Annotated in this window: 16 protein-coding genes; 4 read left to right on the top strand and 12 right to left on the bottom strand. The window is 76.1% G+C overall.

Features of this window, described 5'->3' with window-relative positions; translation table 11 throughout:
- Positions 1-3 precede the first annotated feature (3 nt).
- The 12 genes from IN07_RS22095 to mraZ all read right to left on the bottom strand — a co-directional run bounded on the left by IN07_RS22095 (position 4) and on the right by mraZ (position 15,177).
- Positions 4-819, bottom strand: a complete 816-nt coding sequence (locus tag IN07_RS22095) for a cell division protein FtsQ/DivIB (RefSeq protein ID WP_052091632.1) — start codon at positions 817-819, stop codon at positions 4-6.
- Positions 816-2,279, bottom strand: a complete 1,464-nt coding sequence (gene murC / locus IN07_RS22090; RefSeq protein WP_036340719.1) for a UDP-N-acetylmuramate--L-alanine ligase — start codon at positions 2,277-2,279, stop codon at positions 816-818. Before murC ends, IN07_RS22095 begins: the two co-directional genes overlap by 4 nt.
- Complete coding sequence (gene murG / locus IN07_RS22085) at positions 2,276-3,454, bottom strand: undecaprenyldiphospho-muramoylpentapeptide beta-N-acetylglucosaminyltransferase (RefSeq protein WP_231558532.1); 1,179 nt, start codon at positions 3,452-3,454, stop codon at positions 2,276-2,278. The genes murC and murG overlap by 4 nt, the downstream gene beginning before the upstream one ends.
- Complete coding sequence (gene ftsW, locus IN07_RS22080) at positions 3,451-5,112, bottom strand: putative lipid II flippase FtsW (protein ID WP_036340716.1); 1,662 nt, start codon at positions 5,110-5,112, stop codon at positions 3,451-3,453. The genes murG and ftsW overlap by 4 nt, the downstream gene beginning before the upstream one ends.
- A gap of 7 nt (positions 5,113-5,119) precedes the next feature.
- Positions 5,120-6,550 (bottom strand): UDP-N-acetylmuramoyl-L-alanine--D-glutamate ligase, encoded by a 1,431-nt coding sequence (gene murD, locus IN07_RS22075; protein WP_052091631.1) that lies wholly within the window; start codon positions 6,548-6,550, stop codon positions 5,120-5,122.
- A 2-nt stretch (positions 6,551-6,552) separates the two neighbouring features.
- Complete coding sequence (gene mraY, locus IN07_RS22070; RefSeq protein ID WP_036340713.1) at positions 6,553-7,632, bottom strand: phospho-N-acetylmuramoyl-pentapeptide-transferase; 1,080 nt, start codon at positions 7,630-7,632, stop codon at positions 6,553-6,555.
- A complete protein-coding gene (locus tag IN07_RS22065) occupies positions 7,629-9,059 on the bottom strand; it encodes a UDP-N-acetylmuramoyl-tripeptide--D-alanyl-D-alanine ligase (protein WP_036340710.1) in 1,431 nt (476 codons plus the stop codon). Before IN07_RS22065 ends, mraY begins: the two co-directional genes overlap by 4 nt.
- Positions 9,060-9,132: 73 nt before the next feature.
- On the bottom strand, positions 9,133-10,692 hold the full coding sequence (locus tag IN07_RS22060; protein ID WP_036340708.1) for a UDP-N-acetylmuramoyl-L-alanyl-D-glutamate--2,6-diaminopimelate ligase: 1,560 nt from the start codon (positions 10,690-10,692) through the stop codon (positions 9,133-9,135).
- Between the two features lie 95 nt (positions 10,693-10,787).
- Positions 10,788-12,650 (bottom strand): peptidoglycan D,D-transpeptidase FtsI family protein, encoded by a 1,863-nt coding sequence (locus IN07_RS22055; protein ID WP_231558531.1) that lies wholly within the window; start codon positions 12,648-12,650, stop codon positions 10,788-10,790.
- 3 nt (positions 12,651-12,653) lie between these two features.
- Complete coding sequence (locus tag IN07_RS24285; protein ID WP_052091630.1) at positions 12,654-13,430, bottom strand: hypothetical protein; 777 nt, start codon at positions 13,428-13,430, stop codon at positions 12,654-12,656.
- Positions 13,427-14,404 carry a 16S rRNA (cytosine(1402)-N(4))-methyltransferase RsmH gene (gene rsmH, locus IN07_RS22045; protein ID WP_036340705.1) on the bottom strand — a complete coding sequence of 326 codons (978 nt, stop codon included), beginning with the start codon at positions 14,402-14,404 and terminating at the stop codon, positions 13,427-13,429. Before rsmH ends, IN07_RS24285 begins: the two co-directional genes overlap by 4 nt.
- Before the next feature lie 338 nt (positions 14,405-14,742).
- Positions 14,743-15,177: a division/cell wall cluster transcriptional repressor MraZ gene (gene mraZ / locus IN07_RS22040; RefSeq protein ID WP_036340702.1), complete on the bottom strand. Its 435-nt coding sequence runs from the start codon at positions 15,175-15,177 to the stop codon at positions 14,743-14,745.
- Positions 15,178-15,426: 249 nt separating this feature from the next.
- Between mraZ and IN07_RS22035 the strand changes: the two genes are divergently transcribed.
- The 4 genes from IN07_RS22035 to IN07_RS22020 form a co-directional block, all read left to right on the top strand.
- Positions 15,427-16,476 (top strand): AAA family ATPase, encoded by a 1,050-nt coding sequence (locus IN07_RS22035; protein ID WP_036340699.1) that lies wholly within the window; start codon positions 15,427-15,429, stop codon positions 16,474-16,476.
- Between the two features lie 32 nt (positions 16,477-16,508).
- Positions 16,509-17,861, top strand: a complete 1,353-nt coding sequence (locus IN07_RS22030) for a DUF58 domain-containing protein (protein WP_036340696.1) — start codon at positions 16,509-16,511, stop codon at positions 17,859-17,861.
- Complete coding sequence (locus tag IN07_RS22025; protein WP_156119343.1) at positions 17,858-20,212, top strand: transglutaminase family protein; 2,355 nt, start codon at positions 17,858-17,860, stop codon at positions 20,210-20,212. Before IN07_RS22030 ends, IN07_RS22025 begins: the two co-directional genes overlap by 4 nt.
- 76 nt (positions 20,213-20,288) lie before the next feature.
- On the top strand, positions 20,289-21,229 hold a 941-nt coding region (locus IN07_RS22020), incomplete at its 3' end, for a ribose-phosphate diphosphokinase (RefSeq protein WP_036340694.1).

Raw genomic sequence — 21,229 nt, 5'->3', positions numbered from 1 at the left:
TCCTCAGCGCAGGACGACCGCGTCGGGGGTGCTGACGTCGAGGGTGTCGGCCGGGTCGAGGGTCCCCTCGTCGATCTGGTCCAGCAGCGCACCCAGCACCTCGGCCTTGCGGTCGGTGCGCTCAGCACTCCCCCACCGCACCGACCGACCGTCGGTCAGGGTCAGCGTGACGTCGTCGGCGGTGCGCGCGGACACCCCGGTCACCTGGCTGCGCACGGCGTCCGGCAACGCGACGAGGGCACCCAGCGCGGCGGTGGTGGCCGCGTCGTCCGGGCCGGGCTCGCGCACGTCGAGCGGGACGACCCCGGGCGGGGCGTCGCCGGTGATCGTGTCGAACACGACGCCCCGGGCGTCGACCAGTCCTCGGGTGCCGCCCTGCTGCACGACCGCGACCGGTACCCGCTCCGCCAGCGTGACCACGACCGTCCCCGGCCAGCCGCGGGTCACCTCCACCGAGTCGACCTGGGGCAGTTGCGCCACCCGGGCGGCCGCCGCCTCGGTGTCCACCCGCACCAACGGGGTGCCCTCCTCGATCCCGGCGACGGAGACCACCTGGGCGTCCGACAGCGCGACCGCCCCGTCGACCCGCACGGTGCGCACCGCCAGCAACGGGCTGGCCAGCAGGACCCAGGCCGCCAGCGCCACCACGAGGGCCAGCCCGACCGCCAGCACGACCAGCCGGCGGCGGGGCGTGCCGGTGCGCCGGGACCGTCCGCGCCGGGCGCGCAGCGAGGTGACCGGCGCGGCGGCTCCCGCCGGGGTGGCGCCGCGGCGCGGTCTGCGGGACCGGTCGCGGGTCGTCGACCCCGTGCGGCTCACCGTGGTGGCTCCGGCCCGTCCTCCACCGCGTCCGACAGCTCCGGCGGCGGCGCGAGCGCCACCAGGACCTCGGGTCCGACCATCGACACGTCGCCGGCGCCCATGGTCACCACCAGGTCACCCGGGCGTGCCCGGGCGGCCATCGCGCCGGCGGCCGCCGACCAGGACGGCTCGAAGGCGACCTGCCCGGCGGGCAGCGGCACCGCGTCGGCGACCAGGGCACCGGTGACCCCGGGCACCGGGTCCTCCCGGGCGCCGTAGACCTCCATGACCACGACCTCGTCGGCCAGGCCCAGGGCCTCGCCGAAGCCGGTCGCGAACTCCGCCGTCCGGCTGTAGAGGTGCGGCTGGAAGAGCACCAGCAGGCGCCCCTCCCCCACCACCGCGCGGGCGGCGTGGAGCTGGGCGGCCACCTCGGTGGGGTGGTGGGCGTAGTCGTCGTACACGCGGACCCCGGCGGCGGTGCCCTTGAGCTCGAAGCGCCGGTGCACCCCGCCGAACCGGCCGAGCCCGTTGACCAGCCCGGCGACCGGGAGCTCCAGCTCGATGCCGGCGAGGAGCGCGGCGGCGCTGTTGAGCGCCATGTGCACGCCGGGCAGCTGGATGCGCACCGCGCCGATCTCCTGGCCGTCGAGGACGGCGGTGTACCGGGTGCCGTCCGGGCCGACCTCCAGGTCGAGCAGCTGCAGGTCCGCACCGGCCGACTGGCCGTAGGTGCGCACCCGGGCGGCGGCGCCGACCGTGGCCAGCCGGGCGGCACCCGGGTCGTCGGCACACAGCACCAGGAAGCCGTCGGCGGGCACGGTGCGGGCGAAGGTGTCGAACGCCGCCTCGACGGCGGCCAGGTCGCCGTAGTTGTCCAGGTGGTCGGCCTCGACGTTGGTGACGATGCCGCCGCGCGGGGCCAGCAGCAGGAAGGACCGGTCGCTCTCGTCGGCCTCGGCGAGGAAGACGTCGCCCTGACCGGCGTGGGCGTTGGAGCCGGACTCGTTCAGCGTGCCGCCGATGGCGAAGGAGGGGTCGACGCCACAGGCCTGGACGGCGACGGTCAGCATCGAGGTCGTCGAGGTCTTCCCGTGGGTGCCCGCCACCGCGACGCTGCGCCGGCCGGCCATCACCGCCGCCAGCGCCACCGCCCGCGGCAGCACGCGCAGCCCGCGGCCCCGTGCGGCCACCAGCTCGGCGTTCTCGTCGCGGATCGCGGTGGAGACGACCACGGTCGTGGCCTCGCCCAGGTGGTCGGCGGCGTGCCCGATCTCGATCCGCGCACCGAGGGCGTCCAGCGCGCGCAGCGCCGGTGAGTCCCGCCGGTCACTGCCGGACACCGGCACGCCGCGGGCGAGCATGATCCGGGCGATGCCGCTCATCCCGGCGCCGCCGATGCCGATGAAGTGCACCGGCCCGAGCTCGGCCAGCGACGGGATGGGGCCGCGCCAGGCGGCGACGTCGTCGGCGCTCATCGGTCGCCCACCTCCCGGCCGGCGACCTGCAGCACGAGGTCGGCCAGCCGCTCGTCGGCGTCGGGGGTGCCCGCGGCGGCCGCGTGCTCGGCGAGCGCCGACAGCGCCTGCGGGTCGGTGAGCAACGGGACCAGCTCGCTCTCGATCCAGGCCGGCGACAGGTCGGCGTCGGCGACCAGCACCGCGCCACCGGCCTCGACCACGGGCAGCGCGTTGAGCCGCTGCTCGCCGTTGCCGATCGGCAGGGGCACGAACGCGGCCGGCAACCCGACCGCGGAGAGCTCGGCGACGGTGACCGCACCGGAGCGGCACAGCGCCAGGTCCGCCGCGGCGTAGGCCAGGTCCATCCGCTCCAGGTAGTCGACGACGACGTAGGGAGCCGCCCCGGCCGGCCGCGCGGGCACCGACACCTCGGTGTTCTTCGGCCCCCGGGCGTGCAGCACCTGCACCCCGGCGGCGGTCAGCGCATCGGCCGCGGCGACCGCGGCCCGGTTCAACGACGCGGCGCCCTGCGAGCCCCCGAACACCAGCAGCGTCGGGCGGTCGGGGTCCAGCCCGAACTCGGCCCGCGCCTCGGCGCGCCGGGCGGCCCGGTCCAGCCCGCTGATCGCCGTCCGCAGCGGCATCCCGACGTGCTCGGCACCGCGCAGCGGCGTGCTCGGCACGGTGACCGCGACCCGGGCGGCGAGCCGGGCGCCGATCCGGTTGGCCAGCCCCGGCAGCGCGTTCTGCTCGTGCACCACGATCGGGACGCCGGCCCGGCGGGCGGCCAGGTAGGCGGGCAGGGCCACGTCCCCGCCGAAGCCGACGACCACGTCCGCGTCGAGCTCGGTGAGCAGCTCCCGCGTCTCGGCGACGGCCCGGTGGAGCCGGCCCGGGACGCGCAGCAGGTCCGGCGTCGGCTTGCGCGGCAACGGCACCGGCGGGATGAGCCGCAGGTCGTAGCCGCGGGCCGGCACCAGCCGGGTCTCCATGCCGCGGGCGGTGCCCAGGCAGGTGACCAGCGGCGCCGGATCCGCGGCACCGGTGCGGCGGGTCAGGGCGTCGGCGAGGGCGAGCATCGGCTCGATGTGGCCGCCGGTGCCGCCACCGGCGAGGACGACGCGCACCGGTGCGGCACCGGACGTGGGCGCGCCCGGGACGTCGTCGCCGGGGTCGGGCTGGGGAGAGGTCACTGCGGGCGTCCTGGCCGTTCGGTTCTCGGGGGGCGGGACCGCGGGACGGGCCGGCCCCGGGCAGCGGGCGGCTCCCCGGACCAGGGACGGTCGCGGAGCCCCTCGCGCAGGGCGGGCCCCGCAGCAGACGAGGGCCGGCTGCGGACGGTCGGGCGGTCACCGGGGTTCTGCCGGCGGTCGACAGTCTGCCGTTCCGCGCCGCTGCGGCGCGCGTCCGGGGTGGGCGCCGGCTCCTCGGGCCGACGTCCCCGGGCCGTGGCGGACGACGGCGGGTGACCGGTCACCCGGGCGACCGTCCGGCCGTTCCCGCGCCGGGGCGCCGAGGGCGGCGGGCCGGCGCGGCCGGCGGACCGGGTCTCCCGGCGCCGACGGGAGGGCACCGGGTCGACGGCCACCGAGGGCACCGGCGCCAGCAGCCGGGCGAGCCGACCGCGGCGCTGGCCCCGCTGGAAGGCGATCGCGGCCGGTTCGGCCCGGGCGAAGCGGACCAGGAGCCCGACGACGAAGAGGGTGAGGACGAGCGAGGTGCCGCCGGCGGAGATCAGCGGCAGGGTCACGCCGGTGACCGGCAGCAGGCCCACCACGTAGCCCATGTTGATCACGGCCTGCCCGACCAGCCACACGGTGATGGCGACGCTGGCCAGCTGGACGAAGCGGTCGGTGGACCGGCGGGCGATCCGGAAGCCGGCCCAGGCGAGGATGCCGTACAGGGTGACCACCACGAGGCAGCCCAGGAAGCCCAGCTCCTCGCCGATGATCGCGAAGATGTAGTCGGACTCCGCGTGCGGCAGGAGGTTCCACTTCATCGCGCTGTTGCCCAGCCCGACGCCCCACACCCCGCCGGTGGCCAGCGCGTACAGCCCGCGGATCGCCTGGTAGCCGCCGTTCTCCGGATCGGCGAAGGGGTCCAGGAACGAGGTGATCCGGGCCATCCGGTAGCTCGCGAACGTGACCATCAGGACGACGGCCACGGCGGCGAGCGCGACGGCACCGGCGATGTAGCGGCGGGACAGCCCGCCGGCCCACATCAGCCCGGCCAGCACCAGCCCCAGGCTGACCACCGCACCCATGTCGGGCTCGAGCAGCAGGAGCACCGACAGCACGCCGAACACCGGCAGCACCGGCACGAGCAGCGACCGGACGGTCAGGTACTTCTCCCGCAGGGCGATGACGTGGGCGCCCCAGAGCGCGAAGACCAGCTTGCCCAGCTCGGAGGGCTGGAAGTTGGTGAAGCCCAGGTCGAACCAGGCCCGGGAGCCGTTCAGCTTGAGCCCGATCCCCGGGACCAGGACCAGCAGCAGCAGCCCGACGACGCCGAGCAGCCCCCAGCCGGAGAACTGGCGGATGCGGCCGACCGGCAGGTGCATCGCCACAAGCATGGCCAGCAGCCCGATGACGGCGAAGGCGATCTGCCGGACGCCGGGCAGCCAGGCCGGCTGGCCGGCCTTGGCCGCCTCGATCGAGGAGGCGGAGAAGACCATGACCAGGCCGATCGCCAGCAGCATGCCGGCCGAGCCCAGCACCAGGTGCGAGCTGGTCATCGGGCCGTCGAGCCAGGCCGGGGCGCGGAAGCGCGGGCCCTCGGCGCGGGGTGCGGCCGGTGGTGGCTCCTCGCGGCCGGCGCGGCGGGACGAGCGCTGCCCGGTGGTCGCCGTCACCGGCCGGTCATCCCAGCGCGCGTACCGCGTCGGCGAAGGCCCGGCCGCGGTGCGCGTAGTCGGTGAACACGTCCATCGAGGCCGCCGCCGGGGCGAGCAGCACGGTGTCCCCGGGGCGGGCCAGCCGGACGGCGGCCGCGACCACCTCACGCATCACACTGTCCCCATCGGTCACCACGCCGCCATCGTCGCCGCTGGGGACGACCGTGCGTGGGACCGTCGGGGCGTGTCGCGCCAGCGACCGGGCCAGCACCTCCCGGTCCCGGCCCAGCAGCACCACCCCGGCCAGCCGTGGGGCGACCGCGGCGACCAGCGGATCGACGTCGGCGCCCTTGAGCAGGCCGCCGGCGATCCACACCACCCGTGGGTAGGCGGCCAGCGAGGCGCCGGCGGCGTGCGGGTTGGTGGCCTTGCTGTCGTCGACGAAGTCGATGCCGTCGACGCTGCCGACCAGCACGTTGCGGTGCGCGCCCCCGCGGAAGCCGGCCAGGCCGCGCCCCACCGCGGCGGCGTCGACCCCGGCGACCCGGGCCAGCGCCGCGGCGGCCAGGGCGTTCACCGTGTTGTGCGGCCCCCGCACCTGCAGGGCGTCCAGCTCGACCAGCACCTCACCGGCGGGCTCGGCGCTGAACGCGCGGTCGACGAGGGCGCCGGCCCGGACGCCGAGCTGGCCGCGCTCGGGCTCGCCGAGGGTCACGGTGACCGGGTGCCGGTGGCCGCCGACGAGCCCGGAGGCCACCGGGTCACCGGCGTCGGCGACCGCGACCGGTGCCAGCCGCAGCAGCTGGGCCTTGGCGTCGCGGTAGGCGTCGAACGAGCCGTGCCAGTCGACGTGGTCGTCGGCGACGTTGAGCACGCAGGCGCCGGCGGGGGCGATCGAGGAGGACCAGTGCAGCTGGAAGCTGGACAGCTCCACGGCGATCGCGTCGTGGGCGGGGGTGCCGTCGGCGTCGCGGGCGGTGACCACCTCGATGAGCGGCCGGCCGACGTTGCCCGCCGCGACCGCCCGCCGCCCGGCGGCCAGCAGGACCGACTCGAGCATCGTGACCGTCGTCGTCTTGCCGTTCGTGCCGGTGACCGCGAACCAGGGGGCCGGTTCTGCGCCCGGGGCCGCGATCCGCAGCCGCCAGGCCAGCTCCGGCTCGCCGATGACCTCCACGCCGCGGGCGGCGGCGGTCCGCAGCAGCGGGGAGTCCGGCCGCCAGCCCGGGGAGGTGACGACCAGGTGGACGTCCTCCGGCGGTTCGCTGAGCGCGCCGAGCCAGCGGGCCCCCGCCGCGACCAGCTCGGCCAGCACGGCCGGCTCGGCGGCGTCGGTGAGCAGGACGTCGTCCCCGCGGGCCAGCAGCACCCGGGCGGCCGCGGCGCCGGAGACCCCCAGCCCGGCGACCAGCACCGTGCCCAGCGGGCGTTCCGCCGTCCCGTCCGTGTGCGCCATCTCTACAGCCCCGTGACGGAGAGCCAGTCGGCGTAGAACAGCCCCAGCCCGAAGGCGACGGCCATCCCGGTGACCAGCCAGAACCGGACGATGACGGTGTTCTCCGCCCAGCCGGCCAGCTCGAAGTGGTGGTGCAGCGGTGCCATCCGGAAGACCCGCCGTCGGGTGGCCCGGAAGAAGCCGACCTGGATCACCACCGACAGGGTGACCGCCACGAACAGCCCGCCGAGCACGACCAGCAGCAGCTCGGTGCGGGTGACGATGGCCAGCCCGGCCATCAGCCCGCCCAGGGCCAGGGAGCCGGTGTCACCCATGAAGATCCGGGCCGGTGAGGTGTTCCACCACAGGAAGCCCAGGCAGCTGCCCATCGCCGCGGCGGCCACCAGGGTGACGTCGAGCGGGTCGCGGACGGTGTAGCAGCCGTCGACGAGGCCGCCGGCGCAGTCGTTGCCGAACTGCCAGAACGAGATGACCACGTAGGAGCCGAACACCATCGCCGAGGCGCCGGCGGCCAGCCCGTCGAGGCCGTCGGTGAGGTTGACGGCGTTGGAGAAACCGGCGATGAAGAGGTAGGCCAGCGCGACGAACGCGACCGTCGGCAGGGTGAGCGGGGCGATGTCCCGGACGAAGGAGACCGTCGTGGTGGCCACCGCGGTGCCGTCCTCGCCGTCGGCCATCAGTGCGAGCACGGCGAAGGTGACCCCGATGACCAACTGCCCGACCAGCTTCGCGGTCTTGTTCAGGCCGAGGCTGCGCCGGTAGCGGATCTTCAGGTAGTCGTCGAGGAACCCGACGGTGCCCAGGCCGATCAGCAGGAACAACAGCAGCAGACCGGTGGCGGTGACGCCCCGGCCCTCCTGGTTGATCACGAACAGGTGCGCCACCAGGTAGCCCACCACCGTGGCCAGCACCATCACGGTGCCGCCCATGGTGGGCGTGCCCTTCTTCGACAGGTGGCTCTCCGGGCCGTCGTCCCGGATCTCCTGGCCGAAGCCGTGCCGCCGGAAGGCCTTGATCGCCAGCGGGGTCAGCAGGATCGAGACGATCAGCCCGACGGCGGCGGCGACGAGGACGGACCTCACGCGGTCACCTCCGGGCCGCCGTCGGCGATCAGGTCGGCGGCGAGCTCCTCGAGGCCGTAACTGCGCGAGGCCTTGACCAGGACGACGTCACCCGGCCCGACCACCTCGCCCAGCAACCGCCGGGCTGCTGCCCGGTCCGGCAGGTGCACGGACTCCTCCTGCTCTCCCCCGCGGTCGCCTGCGCGACCACGGGCGTCCAGTTCCGCCCGGGCGCCCGCGTGCACACCGGCCGCGTCGGGCCCGACGGAGACGACCAGGTCGACCCCGGCGCGCACGGCGTCCCGGCCCAGCTCCTCGTGCGCGACCCCGGCGGTGGGGCCGAGCTCGCCCATCCCGCCGAGCACGGCGATCCGGCGGCGTCCGCGCAACCGGCTGAGCGCGGCCAGCGCCGCGCGCATCGACTCGGGGTTGGCGTTGTAGGCGTCGTTGACGACGGTCACCCCGTCGGCGCGGGTGGTGACCTCCATCCGCCAGCGGCTGCGCGGGGCGGCCTCCGACAGCGCCTGCGCGACGGCGGCGGGCGTCATCCCGGCGGCCAGGGCCGCGCCGGCGGCGGAGAGCGCGTTGGCGACCTGGTGCACCCCGACGACCTGCAGGGCCACCGGGTGCTGCTCGCCGCGGGCGAGGAGGGTGAACCGGGCGCGGGCGGCGTCGTCGAGCTCGACCCCGGTGGCCCGCACGTCGGCGTGCTCGGCCAGCCCGGTGGTCAGCACGGCGGCCTCCGTGCGGGGTGCCATGCCGGCCACCCGCGCGTCGTCGGCGTTGAGCACGGCCGTGCCGGTGGCCGGCAGCGCGGCGACCAGCTCGCCCTTGCTGGTGGCGATCACCTCTGCGCTGCCGAACTCCCCGAGGTGGGCGGACCCGACGTTGAGCACGACGCCGATCGTCGGCCGGGCGATCCCGCACAGCCGGGCGATGTGACCGGAGCCGCGGGAGCCCATCTCCAGCACCAGGAAGCGGGTGTCCGCGTCGGCGGAGAGCACGGTCAGCGGCAGGCCGATGTCGTTGTTGAACGAGCCCTGCGGGCTGACGGTCGCACCGGCGGCGGCCAGCACCTGGCCCAGCAGGTCCTTGGTCGAGGTCTTGCCGGAGGAACCGGTGACGCCGATGGTCACCAGCCCCGCGTCGACCAGCCGGCCGTGCACGGCCGCGGCCAACCGGCCCAGGGCCGCCACCGGGTCGGCCACGACCACGCAGGGCAGCGCCGGGTCGGCCCGGGCGGTGAGTGCACCGGCCGCGCCGGCCGCCGCGGCGGCGGGGAGGAAGTCGGCGCCGTCGACCCGCTCCCCGGGGAGGGCGACGAAGAGGTCGCCGGGGGCCACGGCACGGGAGTCGACCAGCACCGCACCGGTCACCTCGGTCGCACCGTCCCCGACGAGCTCGCCGTCGACGGCCGCGGCCACCTCGGCCAGGGTCAGCGTGATCACGCGTCCACCTCGCTGGCGCTCGTCGGCCGCGTGCTCGACGATGCTGCGCTCATGCGTGCCCTCGCAAGCTCGGTCACGCGTCCACCTCGGCGTGGGCGGCCAGCAGCTCGTGCAGCACCACGCGGTCGTCGAAGGGCAGCACCTGGCCCCCCACCTCCTGACCCGTCTCATGGCCCTTGCCGGCCACGAGCAGCGTGTCACCCGGCCCGGCGAGCCCGACGGCGGCCGCGAGGGCGGCCCGCCGGTCACCGATCTCCAGCACCTCGGCCCGCCGGTCGGCGGGGACGTCGTCGGCACCGGCGCGCATCGCCGCGCGGATGGCCGCGGGGTCCTCCGAGCGCGGGTTGTCGTCGGTGATCACCAGGACGTCGCTGCCGGCCGCCGCGGCGGCGCCCATCCCCGGCCGCTTGCCCGGGTCGCGGTCACCGCCGCAGCCGAGCACGGTGAGCAGCCGCCCGGGGGTCGCCGGCCGGAGCGCGGCCAGCGCGGTCTGCACCGCGTCGGGGGTGTGCGCGTAGTCGACGACGGCGACGAACGGCTGTCCGGCGTCCACCGGCTCCATCCGCCCGGGGACGACGGTCTCGGCGATCCCGGTCAGCGACGTCTCCGGCGGCACCCCGACGGCGTCCAGCAGGGCGACGGCGAGCACCGCGTTGGCCACGTTGAAGCTGCCCGGCAGCCGCAGCCGCGCCGGCCAGCTGCGGCCGCCGGGACCGTGCAGCGTGAAGGTCGAGCCACCGGCGGGGACGGCGGCCACGTCGGTGGCCGACCAGTCCGCCCCACCGGCACCGGAGCCGGAGACGGTGACCGTGCCGGGGCGGACCAGCCGCCGTCCGGCGGGGTCGTCGACGTCGACCACCTCGACCGCGGCGCGGCCGTCGAACAGCAGCGCCTTGGCCTGGAAGTAGCTCTCCGGGTCGCCGTGGAAGTCCAGGTGGTCGCGGGAGAGGTTGGTGAAGCCGGCGGCGGCGAAGCGCACCCCACCGACCCGGCCCAGGACCAGCGCGTGGCTGGACACCTCCATGACCACCGCGCGCACCCCGGAGTCGACCATCGTGGCCAGCAGCGCGTGCAGGTCGGCCGCCTCCGGGGTGGTGCGGACGCTGGGCAGCTCCGTGGTGACCGGTGCACCGTCGGCGTCCCGGCCCCGGGTGCGGGTCTGCACGGTGCCGATCAGGCCGCTGGCCCAGCCGGCGGCGGCCAGGCCGGCCTCGACCAGGTAGCTCGTCGTCGTCTTGCCGTTGGTGCCGGTGATGCCGAGCACTGCCAGCCGCTCGCTGGGCATCCCGTAGACCCGGGAGGCGACCGCGCCGAGCACGGCCCGCGGGTCGTCGGCCACGCAGACCGGCAGGCCCGCGGCCCGGGCCTGCTCCTCCCCCGCCGGGTCGGTGAGCACCGCGCGGGCACCGCGCGCGGCGGCGTCGGCGGTGTAGCGGGCGCCGTGGGTGCGGGCGCCGGGGAGAGCGGCGTAGAGGTCACCGGGGCGGACGTCCCCGGACGCGTGGGTGACGCCGGTGACGGCCACGGCGGTCGCGCCGGTCACCGGGACGCCGATGAGGTCGGCGAGATCGGCGAGGGAGAGCGGGCGGTTCCCGGCTGGCCGGGACGCCGCCCCGGCGGCGGTCGGGGTCACGACGGTCCAATCTACCGGCGCGGGGGACGACGGCCCGATCACCTCCTGACCCCGTGTCGCGCCGGTGGGTGGGCGGCTCCCTGCGCCGGTGCGGTTCAGGGGACGGTGAGGGTGAAGTCCGGGCGCGGCGCACCGGAGGGGACGACGCCGCCGGAGATCAGCGCGTACCGCATGACGTCGGCGAAGACCGGGGCGGCGACCTGGCCGCCCTCGGCGTCGCTGGTGGGCCGCTCGAGGTCGACGGCCACCACGTACTGCGGGTCGTCGGCCGGGGCGTAGCCGACGAAGGTGGTGAAGTAGCCACCGCCGGCGTAGCTGCCCGTCTCCGGGTTGGCCCGCTGGGCGGTGCCGGTCTTCCCGGCGACCCGGAAGCCGTCGATCTCGCCCAGTGGCGCGGTGCCCCCGGGCCCGACCACCGCCTCCAGCATGTAGGTCAGCTGGTCGGCGGTGGACTCGCTGACCACCCGCACGCCCTCGGGCTGCGGCACGTCGGTGACGGTACCGTCCGCGGCGGTCACCGAGGAGACCACCCGCGGCTCGATCCGCACCCCGTCGTTGGCGAGGGCCTGGTACGCCGACGCCATCTGCAGGGTGGTCACCGAGACGCCCTGACCGATCGGCACGTTGGCCGCGCGGCTCTCGGTCCAGTCCGCCGAGTCCTGCAGGATGCCGGCGCTCTCCCCGGGGAGCTCGATGCCGGTGGTCGACCCGAGCCCGAAGCGGCGCAGGTACTCCTCGAACGTGGCGTCGCCGACCTCCCGGGCCAGCATGATCGACCCCACGTTGCTGGACTTGGCGAGGATCCCGGTGACGGTGAAGTCGATCGGCTCGTGGTCGTGGGCGTCGGTGACCACGACGTCCCCGGCCTGGATGTGCCCGTCGACGTTCAGCACCGTGTCCTTGGTGGCCTTGCCCTCCTCGATCGCAGCGGCCAGGGTCACCGCCTTCAGCACCGAGCCGGGCTCGTAGACCTCGGAGAGGACCGGGTTGCCGAGCAGGTCCGGGTCGGTGGTGTTGTAGCTGCCCGGGTCGTAGCCGGGGCAGGAGGCCATCGCCACCACCTCGCCGGTCTGCACGTGCTGGACGACGGCCGACGCCGTGGCGGTCGCCTCGTCGGCGCAGGCGGCGTCCAGCGTCTGCTGCACCACGAACTGCAGGTCCTGGTCCAGCGTCAGCTGCACGGTGCTGCCGTCGGTGGCCGGCTGGGTGTCGTCGATGCCCGAGGGGATCGGGTTCCCGACGCCGTCGACCTCGATCCGCTCCTCACCGTCGATCCCGGCCAGCACGTCCTCGAAGGTCTGCTCGATCCCGGCCAGGCCGTTGCCCTCCTTGCCGACGAAGCCGACCAGCTGCCCGCCGACCGCGCCCGCCGGGTACAGCCGCACCGGGTCGTCCTGGAAGACCAGGCCGGCCTGCGTCGAGGCCGGGAGCTCGCGGATCTGGTCAGTGACGTCGGTGCTGACCTCGTCGGCAAGGACGACGTAGCGCCCCTTCCGGGTGAGCTTCTCGACGAGCTCGTCGACCGGGACCCCGAGCAGCGTGGTCAGCGCCAGCGCCGTACGGGTGGGGTCGGAGACCAGGGTCGGGTCGGCCGTCACCCGCTCGGCGTCCACCGAGTAGGCGAGCACCTTGCCCTTGCGGTCGGTGATCTCCCCGCGGACGGCCTCGATCGGGTACGTGCGCATCCGGTCGTTCGCGGCGGCCTGCGCGTAGGCGGCCCCGTCGACCCCCTGGAGCACCACGAGCTTGCCGACGACGACGACCAGCAGGGTGATCAGGAACGCCAGCCCCCAGCGGTTGCGCTGGTCCCGCTCCGCCAGCCCCAGCGGCTGGAGCCGCCGCGCCCCGGGCTCGCGACGGGACAGCGGAGCACCGCGCCCGGCCGGGCCGCTGGGCCGCGCCGGGGTGCGACGGGCCCCGACCGGACGGTTCGGCGGCAGTGGACCTGCAGGTGGCACGGATCAGTTCCCGGGGGTCGGCGACGCGGCGTCGGTGGGCGGGGGGTCGGTCGGCGCGGGATCGGGGGTGGGGTCGATCGCCTCCGGGTCGGCGGTCTCCTGGTCGGTGGCCTCCTGGTCGGTGGCCTCCGGCACGACGGGGGCCGTCGCCGGCGTGGCGCTGCCCAGCAGGACGGAGCTGCCGTCGGGCTGCAGCACCAGGTGCGCCGCGTCTCCCGGCGGGACCAGCCCGACCGCGGCAGCGGCGCGGGCCAGTTCGGCAGCAGTGTCGGCAGCGATCACCTGCTGCTCCAGTCGAGCCACCTCCTTGGCCTGGTCGGCCATCGCGACCCGCTGCTCGGTGGCGCGCAGGGAGTCCACGGCGATCGCGGTGTTGAGCAGGAGCAGGCCGAGTGTCGTCCCGACCAGCAGGGCGACGAGCACGATGACGAACGGCGCCCGGCGACCGCGCAGCGACGCCCGCCGGCTGCCGCGGGGCGCGCGGGCCGGGGTCGGCCGGCTGGGCGGCACCAGCCGCAGCTGCGGACCACTGGGGACCGGTCCGCTGCGCCGGGGCGGGGCGACCCGGGGCACGTGCACCGGGCCGGTGGTCGCGCGGCCGGTGGCCCGGGCCGTCGTGGTGCGGGCCGTCGTGGCGCGAGCGGGCGTCGTCCGGGCGGTGCCTGCGCGGGTCGAGCCGGTGCGGGCGGTGCTGCCGTGGGGGGTGCGCGGCGTCGGGGTGCGCGGGGTGGAGGTGCGCGGGCTGCTGCTCCGCGGGGCGGAGCGCGCCGGCTGGCTCATGCCGCCCGCCGGAGGCGTTCGGCGGCCCGGACCCGCGCCGAGGCGGCCCGCGGGTTGACGGCGAGCTCGGCGTCACCGGGCGCCTCACCGCCCCGGGTCACCAGTTTCAGCACCGGAGCGTGCTCGGGCATCGGGACCGGCATGCCGGGCGGCGTGCGGTCAGTGGCCTCTGCGGCAAGCGTCTGCTTCACGATGCGGTCCTCGAGGGAGTGGAAGCTGATCACGACCAGTCGGCCACCGATCGCGAGCGCGTCGATGGCGGCGGGAAGGGCCCGGGAGAGCACCCCGAGTTCGTCGTTGACCTCGATCCGGAGGGCCTGGAAGGTCCGCTTGGCCGGGTGTCCACCGGTGCGGCGGGTGGCTGCGGGGATCGAGGAGCGCACCAGCTCGGCCAGCCGGGCGGTGCCGGTGAACGGCTCCCGGGCGCGCTCCCGCTCGATGGCGGCGGCGATCCGGCCGGCGAAGCGCTCCTCGCCGTAGACCTTGAGCACCCGGGTCAGCTCGCCCCGGGAGTAGGTGTTGACCACGTCGGCCGCGGTGCGGGGCCCGGTGGGGTCCATCCGCATGTCCAGCGGCGCGTCGGTGGAGTAGCTGAACCCGCGGGTGGGGCGGTCCAGCTGCAGGGAGGAGACGCCGAGGTCGAACAGGACGCCCTGCACCTCGTCGACCCCGAGCTCGGCCAGCACGTCGGGCAGCTCGTCGAAGACGGCGGGCACCAGGGTGGCGCGCTCGGCGTGGCCGGCGGCGGTGATCCGGGCAGCAGCCTCGGCGCGGGCGTCGGGGTCCCGGTCCAGACCGATCAGCCGGAGCCCCGGGTGGGCCCCCAGCAGGGCCAGGGAGTGGCCGGCCAGCCCGAGCGTGCAGTCGACCAGGACGGCGCCCGGTGCGCTCAGCGCGGGGGCGAGCAGCTCGGTGACCCGGTCGAGGAGGACGGGGACGTGCAGCGCGGGCCCGGCGGCCTCGGGGCTGCTCATCGACGAGTTCCTCTCGGGGCGCAGGGGCGGGCTGGGCGAGGGGTGGGGCCCAGTGGGGCGGGTGGTGGGCAGTGGAGTGCGGGTGGGGCGGGACGAGCGCACTCCCCCGGCCCGCTGCCCCGCCGGGCTCGCCTGGCGCCGGGGAAGCGGTACCAGGTGGAGCCGGGCTGGGGCAGCCGGGCGGGTGGGGCGGTCGGTGCGGTGGACGTCGAGCCGGGGGGAAGTCGGCTCGCTGTCCGGGTCCGGTCGAGCCGCGGGGAAGTCGGCTCGTCCAGGGGGTGGGGCGGGGTGGGGCGCTCGGGTGGTGCGGTCCGTAGTGGGGTGGGGTGGAGGTCGACTCAGGACAGGGTCGGCATCCCCTCGCTCTCCATCGCGGCGAAGACGGCCTCCTGCTCGGCCACGTAGGCGTCCCAGGTGCCGGAGTCCCAGATCTCGAAGCGGGTGTCGACCCCGACGACGACGACGTCGCGGTCCAGGCCGGCGTACTCCCGCAGGGTGGCGGGGATGGTGATCCGGCCGGTCTTGTCCGCCTCGACCTCGACCATCGAGCCGAAGCTCATCCGGGCGTGCATGCGGCCGGCGTTGGTGTCGGCCGGCGCCATGGACTTCAGCGCGGCGCTCTGCTCGGCGACCCGGGCCATGGTCAGGCCGTAGACGCAGCGCTCCTGGCCCTTCTTGATCACCATGCCGTCGGCCACCAGCTCGCGGTACCGGACCGGGAGGGCGAGCCGGCCCTTCTCGTCCAGACGCAGGGGGTAGCTGCCGACGAACACCGGATCACCCCCTGCATCAGTCCTCCTGTGGTCGTGCCGGGCACCGTCCGTGGCCCCAGCCTCCCCATTGCGCGACACAGTAACCCACTGACCCCCACTGGACACCACTTCACGCCGTGTCGCCCCCTCTCCTCCACCGCGCCCCACCGACCACCTCCGGGCAGCGGGACGGCCAGCGGCGCGGCAGCGGAACGGCATCGGGACGGGATCGCCCGTGCACGCCGCTGATCAGCACGTACCGTGAGTGGGGTGACCGAGGGCACGGCAGAGCTGCGGTCGGACCGGGGGACGACGGAGCTGCGCTCCGCACCCCGGCACGACACCGGCCAGGACGCCGCAGCGACGCAGCCGGAGACCGACGTCGACGTGGCGGCCGAGGGGGCGCAGCTCGCCCAGGCGATCGGCCGCGTGGTGGAGGGCAAGCCCGACGTCGTCCGGCTGGCGCTGGTCGTGCTGCTGGCCGAGGGCCACCTGCTGATCGAGGACGTCCCCGGGGTCGGGAAGACCACCCTGGCCAAGGCGCTGGCCCGCACCATCGACGGCACGGTGCGCCGGATCCAGTTCACCCCCGACCTGCTGCCCAGCGACGTCACCGGCGTCGCCGTCTACGACCAGGAGTCCCGGGCGTTCGAGTTCAAGCCCGGCGCCGTCTTCGCCAACGTGGTCGTGGCCGACGAGATCAACCGAGCCTCGCCGAAGACCCAGTCGGCCCTGCTGGAGTGCATGGAGGAGCGGCAGGTCACCGTCGACGGGGTCACCTACGAGCTGGCCCGGCCGTTCATGGTGGTCGCGACGCAGAACCCGCTGGAGATGGAGGGCACCTATCCCCTCCCCGAGGCGCAGCGCGACCGGTTCACCGCCCGGGTCTCGATGGGCTACCCCGACCGCGACGCCGAGCTGGCGATGCTCGGCGGGCGGGCCACCGTCGACCCGCTCACCGCGCTCACCCCGGTCGTCGACGCCGCGCACGTGCGGACCCTGGTGGCCGCGGTGGGCCGGCTGCACGTCGCCGAGCCGCTGCGCCAGTACGTCGTCTCGCTCGTCGAGGCCACCCGCCGCTCCCCCGACCTGCGACTGGGTGCCTCACCCCGGGCGGGACTGCAGCTGCTGCGCGCCGCCCGCGCCACCGCGGCGCTGGCCGGCCGCGACCACGTGCTCCCCGACGACGTGCAGGCCATGGCGGTGCCGGTGCTGGCGCACCGGCTGCTGCTGACCCCGGACGCGGCGCTGGCGCGCCGGGACGCCCAGCGGGTGGTCACCGACCTGCTCGCCACGGTGCCCGTCCACGGCGGCCGCTGAGCCGGCCCGCTCCAGAGACGGACACCCCGCCCATGGCCCGCACCCGGATCGCCGACGCCGCGTCCTCCCTCACCCTGCGCGGCCGCTGCCTGGTCGCCGCTGGGCTGACCCTTGCCGCGCTGGGCGCCCTGCTCGGCGAGCGGGCGCTGGTGCAGCTGGCCGTGTTCGTGCTCGCCCTGCCGGTGGTGTCGGCCGTCGGGGTCGCCCGCCAGCGCTTCCGGGTCGCCACCCGGCGCACCGTCACCCCGGCCCGGTTGCCGCGCGGCGGCACCGCCGACGTGCTGCTGGAGGTGGCCAACACCGACCGGCGCCCGGGCGGCCTGTGGTTGCTCACCGAGCACCTGCCGGTCGACCTGGGCCCGCGGCCGCGCTTCGTCGTGGAGCGGCTGCTCAGCGGCAGCACCGCCCCGCTCCGGTACCGGCTGCACGGCTCCCGGCGCGGCCGGTACACCCTCGGGCCGCTGAGCCTGCGGCTGGTCGACCCCTTCGGCCTGGTGCTGCGCACCGCGACCGGCACCGACACCGCCGCCCTGCTGGTCCTCCCCCGGGTCATCCCGCTGTCCGGTGGTGGAGCGCTGACCGGCGCCGGCGGCGACGGCGGCGAGGGCGCCCGCCGGTCGATCGCCGTGCACGGCGAGGACGACGTCAGCACCCGGGAGTACCGCCACGGCGACGACCTGCGCCTGGTGCACTGGCGCGCCACCGCCCGCACCGGCGAGCTGATGGTCCGGCTGGAGGAGCGCCCGTGGCGAGCCGCGGCGACCGTGTTCGTCGACTCCCGGTCGACCGTCCACCTGCTGGGGGGCAGCGTCGACGGCGCAGCCGGTGACCCGGCCCCGCCGCAGGACACCCTGGAGTGGGTGGTGGAGGCCGCGGCCAGCATCGGCACCCACCTGCTGCGCCGGGGCGCCGCCCTGCGCGTGGTGACCGACGGCGGGGAGCTCACCCCGGCCCTGGGCCGCGGACAGCTGGGCCCGGACGAGCTGCTCGAGCGACTCGCCGGACTGGGCGGTGCGCCCCAGCCCGGGCTGCAGCTGGGGGTGGAGGCGCTGCGCCGGTCGGGGGCCGACGGGCCGGCCATCTGCCTGCTGGGCCTCGTCGACCCCGAGGACGTCGCGGCGCTGGTCCGCGCCCGGTCGGGCCCGGGCCGGGACGTCGCGGTGCTGGTGGACGCGGCGGGCTGGCTGGACGGCGGGGCCACCCGGGGCCGGCGTGCACTCGGCCCCGCCGCCCGGGCGGAGCTGTGCACCCGGCAGCAGCAGGCCGGCGACCTGTTCCGCGCGGCCGGCTGGCAGGTGGCCATGATCGGCCCGGACCAGAACGTGGCGCAGCTGTGGAGCCAGGTGGGCAGCCGGGCCGGTGCCGCAGGGCCGGTGCCGGCGTGAGCGGTCAGATCGACGAGCTGCCCCGGGCCACCCGCGGCGGGCCGGGCACCGGGATCGCGGTCGCCGTCGCCGTCGGACTGGGAGCGTTGGCGCTGGACCCGGTCTTCGCCGCCCGCACGTGGCTGCTGCCGGTGACCATGGTGGTGGCCGCCGTCGGCCTGGGCGGGGTGGCGCTGCGTGCGCTGCTGGACCGGTTGGTCGACTCCGCCGGGGACGACTCCCCGTGGTGGGCCGGCCCGGCCCGGCTGGCGGTGCCGCTGGGCCAGGTGGCCCTGGTGCTCGTCGTCCTGACGGTCGTCTTCACGCCCGAGCGCGGCTGGGCGGGCGTGCTGCCGACCCTGGGCAGCCTGGCCGACCTGGCCGGTCTGCTCGGGGACGGCACCGCGGAGATCCGGGAGCAGGCCACGCCGGCGTTGCCGTTGACCGGGCTGGTGGCGCTGACCACCGTCTTCGTCGCCCTGATCGCGCTGGCCGTCGACCTGCTCGCCGTCCCCGCCCGCCAGCCGGCGCTGGGCGGGCTCGGTCTGCTGGTCCTCTACTGCGTCCCGGTGAGCACCGTGATCGGGGAGGTCGCGCTGATCTCCTTCGCCGCCCCGGCGGCCGGGTTCGCCGTCCTGCTGTGGGCCGACCAGCGGGCGCGGCTGGTCGGGGACGCCCGGGGTGGCAGTGGGTCGCCGATGGGCACCGGCACCCTGCCGGCCCTGCGCACCGGCGTGGTCGCCCTGGTGGCCGGCCTGCTGGTGCCGGCGTTCGTGCCCATGCTGGCCGAGGGCTCGCTCGCCGCGGGGCTGGGCGGGGCGGGCACCGGCAACGGGGTGGGCACGTCGCTGGACCCGGTGGCGGAGATGGCCGGCCAGCTGACCCTGCCCGAGCCGATCGACCTGCTGCAGGTCGACGCGTCGGTGGCCGACCCGGGGTACCTGCGCTCGGTGTCGCTCGACGAGTACAGCGGCGACGGCGGTTGGCGGATGAGCAACCTCGACGGCCAGGAGTCGATCGCGGGCGACCGACCGCTGGCGCCGCTCCCCGACCCGCGGTCCAGCCGTGCGGTGACGGCCCGGGTCACCGTGCTGCAGCACGACGACCGCTTCCTCCCGCTGCTGGACTCGCCGCTGTCGGTGCAGGTGCTGGGGTCCGAGGACGAGGACTGGCGCTTCGACCCCGCCGCCCGGACCGTCTTCGGCCGGGACGTGACCACCGGGGGGCTGGCCTACCGGTTCACCGCCCAGCAGCCGCGGCCGAGCACGGCGGAGCTGGCCGCCGCGCCGCTGGTCCCCGGCGACCCCCTCGTGGAGCGCTACACGGCGCTGCCCGAGCTCGACCCCGCCGTCACCGCCCTGGCCGACCAGCTCACCGACCCGGCGCAGTCGCCCTACGAGCGGGTCCGGGCCGTGCTCGGGCTGTTCACCGACCCGGCCAACGGCTTCGCCTACAGCCTGTCCACCAGCCAGGGCACCACCGGTGACGACCTCGCCGACTTCCTCCGGCTCAAGCGCGGCTACTGCGAGCAGTACGCCGGGGCGATGGCCGTGCTGGTCCGGGCAGCGGGGGTGCCGGCCCGGGTGGTGCTGGGCTACACGCCCGGTCAGGTCGGCGAGGACGGCGACCGGGTGGTCACCACCGACGACGCGCACGCCTGGGTCGAGGCCTGGTTCGCCGGCATCGGCTGGATCCCCTTCGACCCCACCCCGATCGCCGCCGACCGCGCCGTGGAGCTCCCCTGGGCGCCCCGCACCGACGCGGTCGACGACGACACCCCGGACACGGCCACACCGGACGTCGGCGCACCGCTGCCGGCAGCGCCGAGCGCCGAGCTGGACCGCGACGACCAGTACGTGCCGCCGCTGGCGCCCCAGGCCGTACCGCAGCAGCAGCTCAGGCCGTGGCTGCTCGGGGCAGCGGGCACGCTGGTCGTGCTCGCCCTGGCCGCGGTGCCGTTCGCCGTCCGCCGCCGTCAGCGCGCCGCCCGGCTGGCCGACGGACGGCCGGGCGCCTTGTGGGACGAGCTGCTGGCGACCACCGCCGACCTGGGCGTCGAGCTGCCCGGCACGTCGACGGCACGCCAGCTGGCCCTCGAGCTGGCCCAGCGGCTCGCCGCCACCGACCCCGCCGCGGTCCCGGCGGTGCGGACCCTGGCGCTGGCCCAGGAGCGTTCGGTGTACGGCCCGCCGGCGGGCCGGCCCGGCCCGGACCCGACGCTGACCGAGGCGCTGACGACGGTGCGGCGGGCGTTGCTCCGGTCCTCCTCCCGCGGTCAGCGGATCCGGGCGGCGGTGTGGCCGGCTTCCACGCTCGCGACGGCCGCACGGTGGACGGCCGCCCGGGCCCCCCGCCGACCCCGCCCGGCCTGACCGCGGCGCCGGAGCTGGTTACGGTGGCCGGAGTCGGTGACGTCGTCACCGGCTCCCCCCAGCTGCGGAGTGCCCCTTGCGTGAGATCGCCGTCTTCGCCGGCAGTGCCCACCCCGAACTCGCCGCGGAGATGTGCGCCCAGCTGGGTGTGCCGCTGCAGCCGGTCCGGATGACCCGGTTCGCCAACGACTGCCTCGAGGTCCAGCTGCAGGCCAACTGTCGCGAACGCGACGTCTTCCTCGTGCAGCCGCTGGTGACCCCGGTGCAGGAGAACCTGGTCGAGCTGCTGCTGATGATCGACGCGGCCCGCGGCGCCTCGGCGGCCCGGATCACCGTGGTGATGCCGCACTACGCCTACGCGCGGTCGGACAAGAAGGACGCGCCCCGGATCTCCATCGGCGGCCGGCTGATCGCCGACCTCATGGTGGCCGCCGGGGCCAGCCGGGTGCTGGCCATGACGCTGCACTCCCCGCAGGTGCACGGCTTCTTCAGCGTGCCGGTCGACCACCTGCACGCCCTGCGGGAGCTGGCCGACCACTTCCGGGCCCTGGACCTCTCCCGCACCACCGTCGTCTCCCCCGACCTGGGCAACGCCAAGGAGGCCGCGGCCTTCGCCCGCCGGCTCGGGGTGCCGGTGGCGGCGGGCGCCAAGCAGCGGTACGCCGACGACCGGGTCAGCATCAGCGCCATCATCGGGGACGTCGCCGATCGCGACGTCATCGTGCTGGACGACGAGATCGCCAAGGGCAGCACCGTGCTGGAGCTCATCGACCGGCTGCGGGACGCCGGCGCCCGCACGATCCGGGTGGCCTGCACGCACGGTCTGTTCACCGCCGGTGCACTGGAGCGGATCGGCGCCCAGTCCGACGTCGTGGAGATCGTCTGCACCAACACCGTGCCGGTGCCGGCCGGGGCCTCGGAGAAGCTGACCGTGCTGTCGGTGGCCCCCGCGCTCGCCCAGGCCGTGCAGCGGATCCACGACGGGGAGTCGGTCAGCGCACTGTTCGACACGGCGGC

The organism is Modestobacter caceresii (assembly GCF_000761485.1).
GTDB classification, from domain to species: Bacteria; Actinomycetota; Actinomycetes; order Mycobacteriales; family Geodermatophilaceae; genus Modestobacter; species Modestobacter caceresii.
Note: the sequence above shows the minus strand (reverse complement) of the source record. Positions and strands in the feature narration are given on the sequence as shown.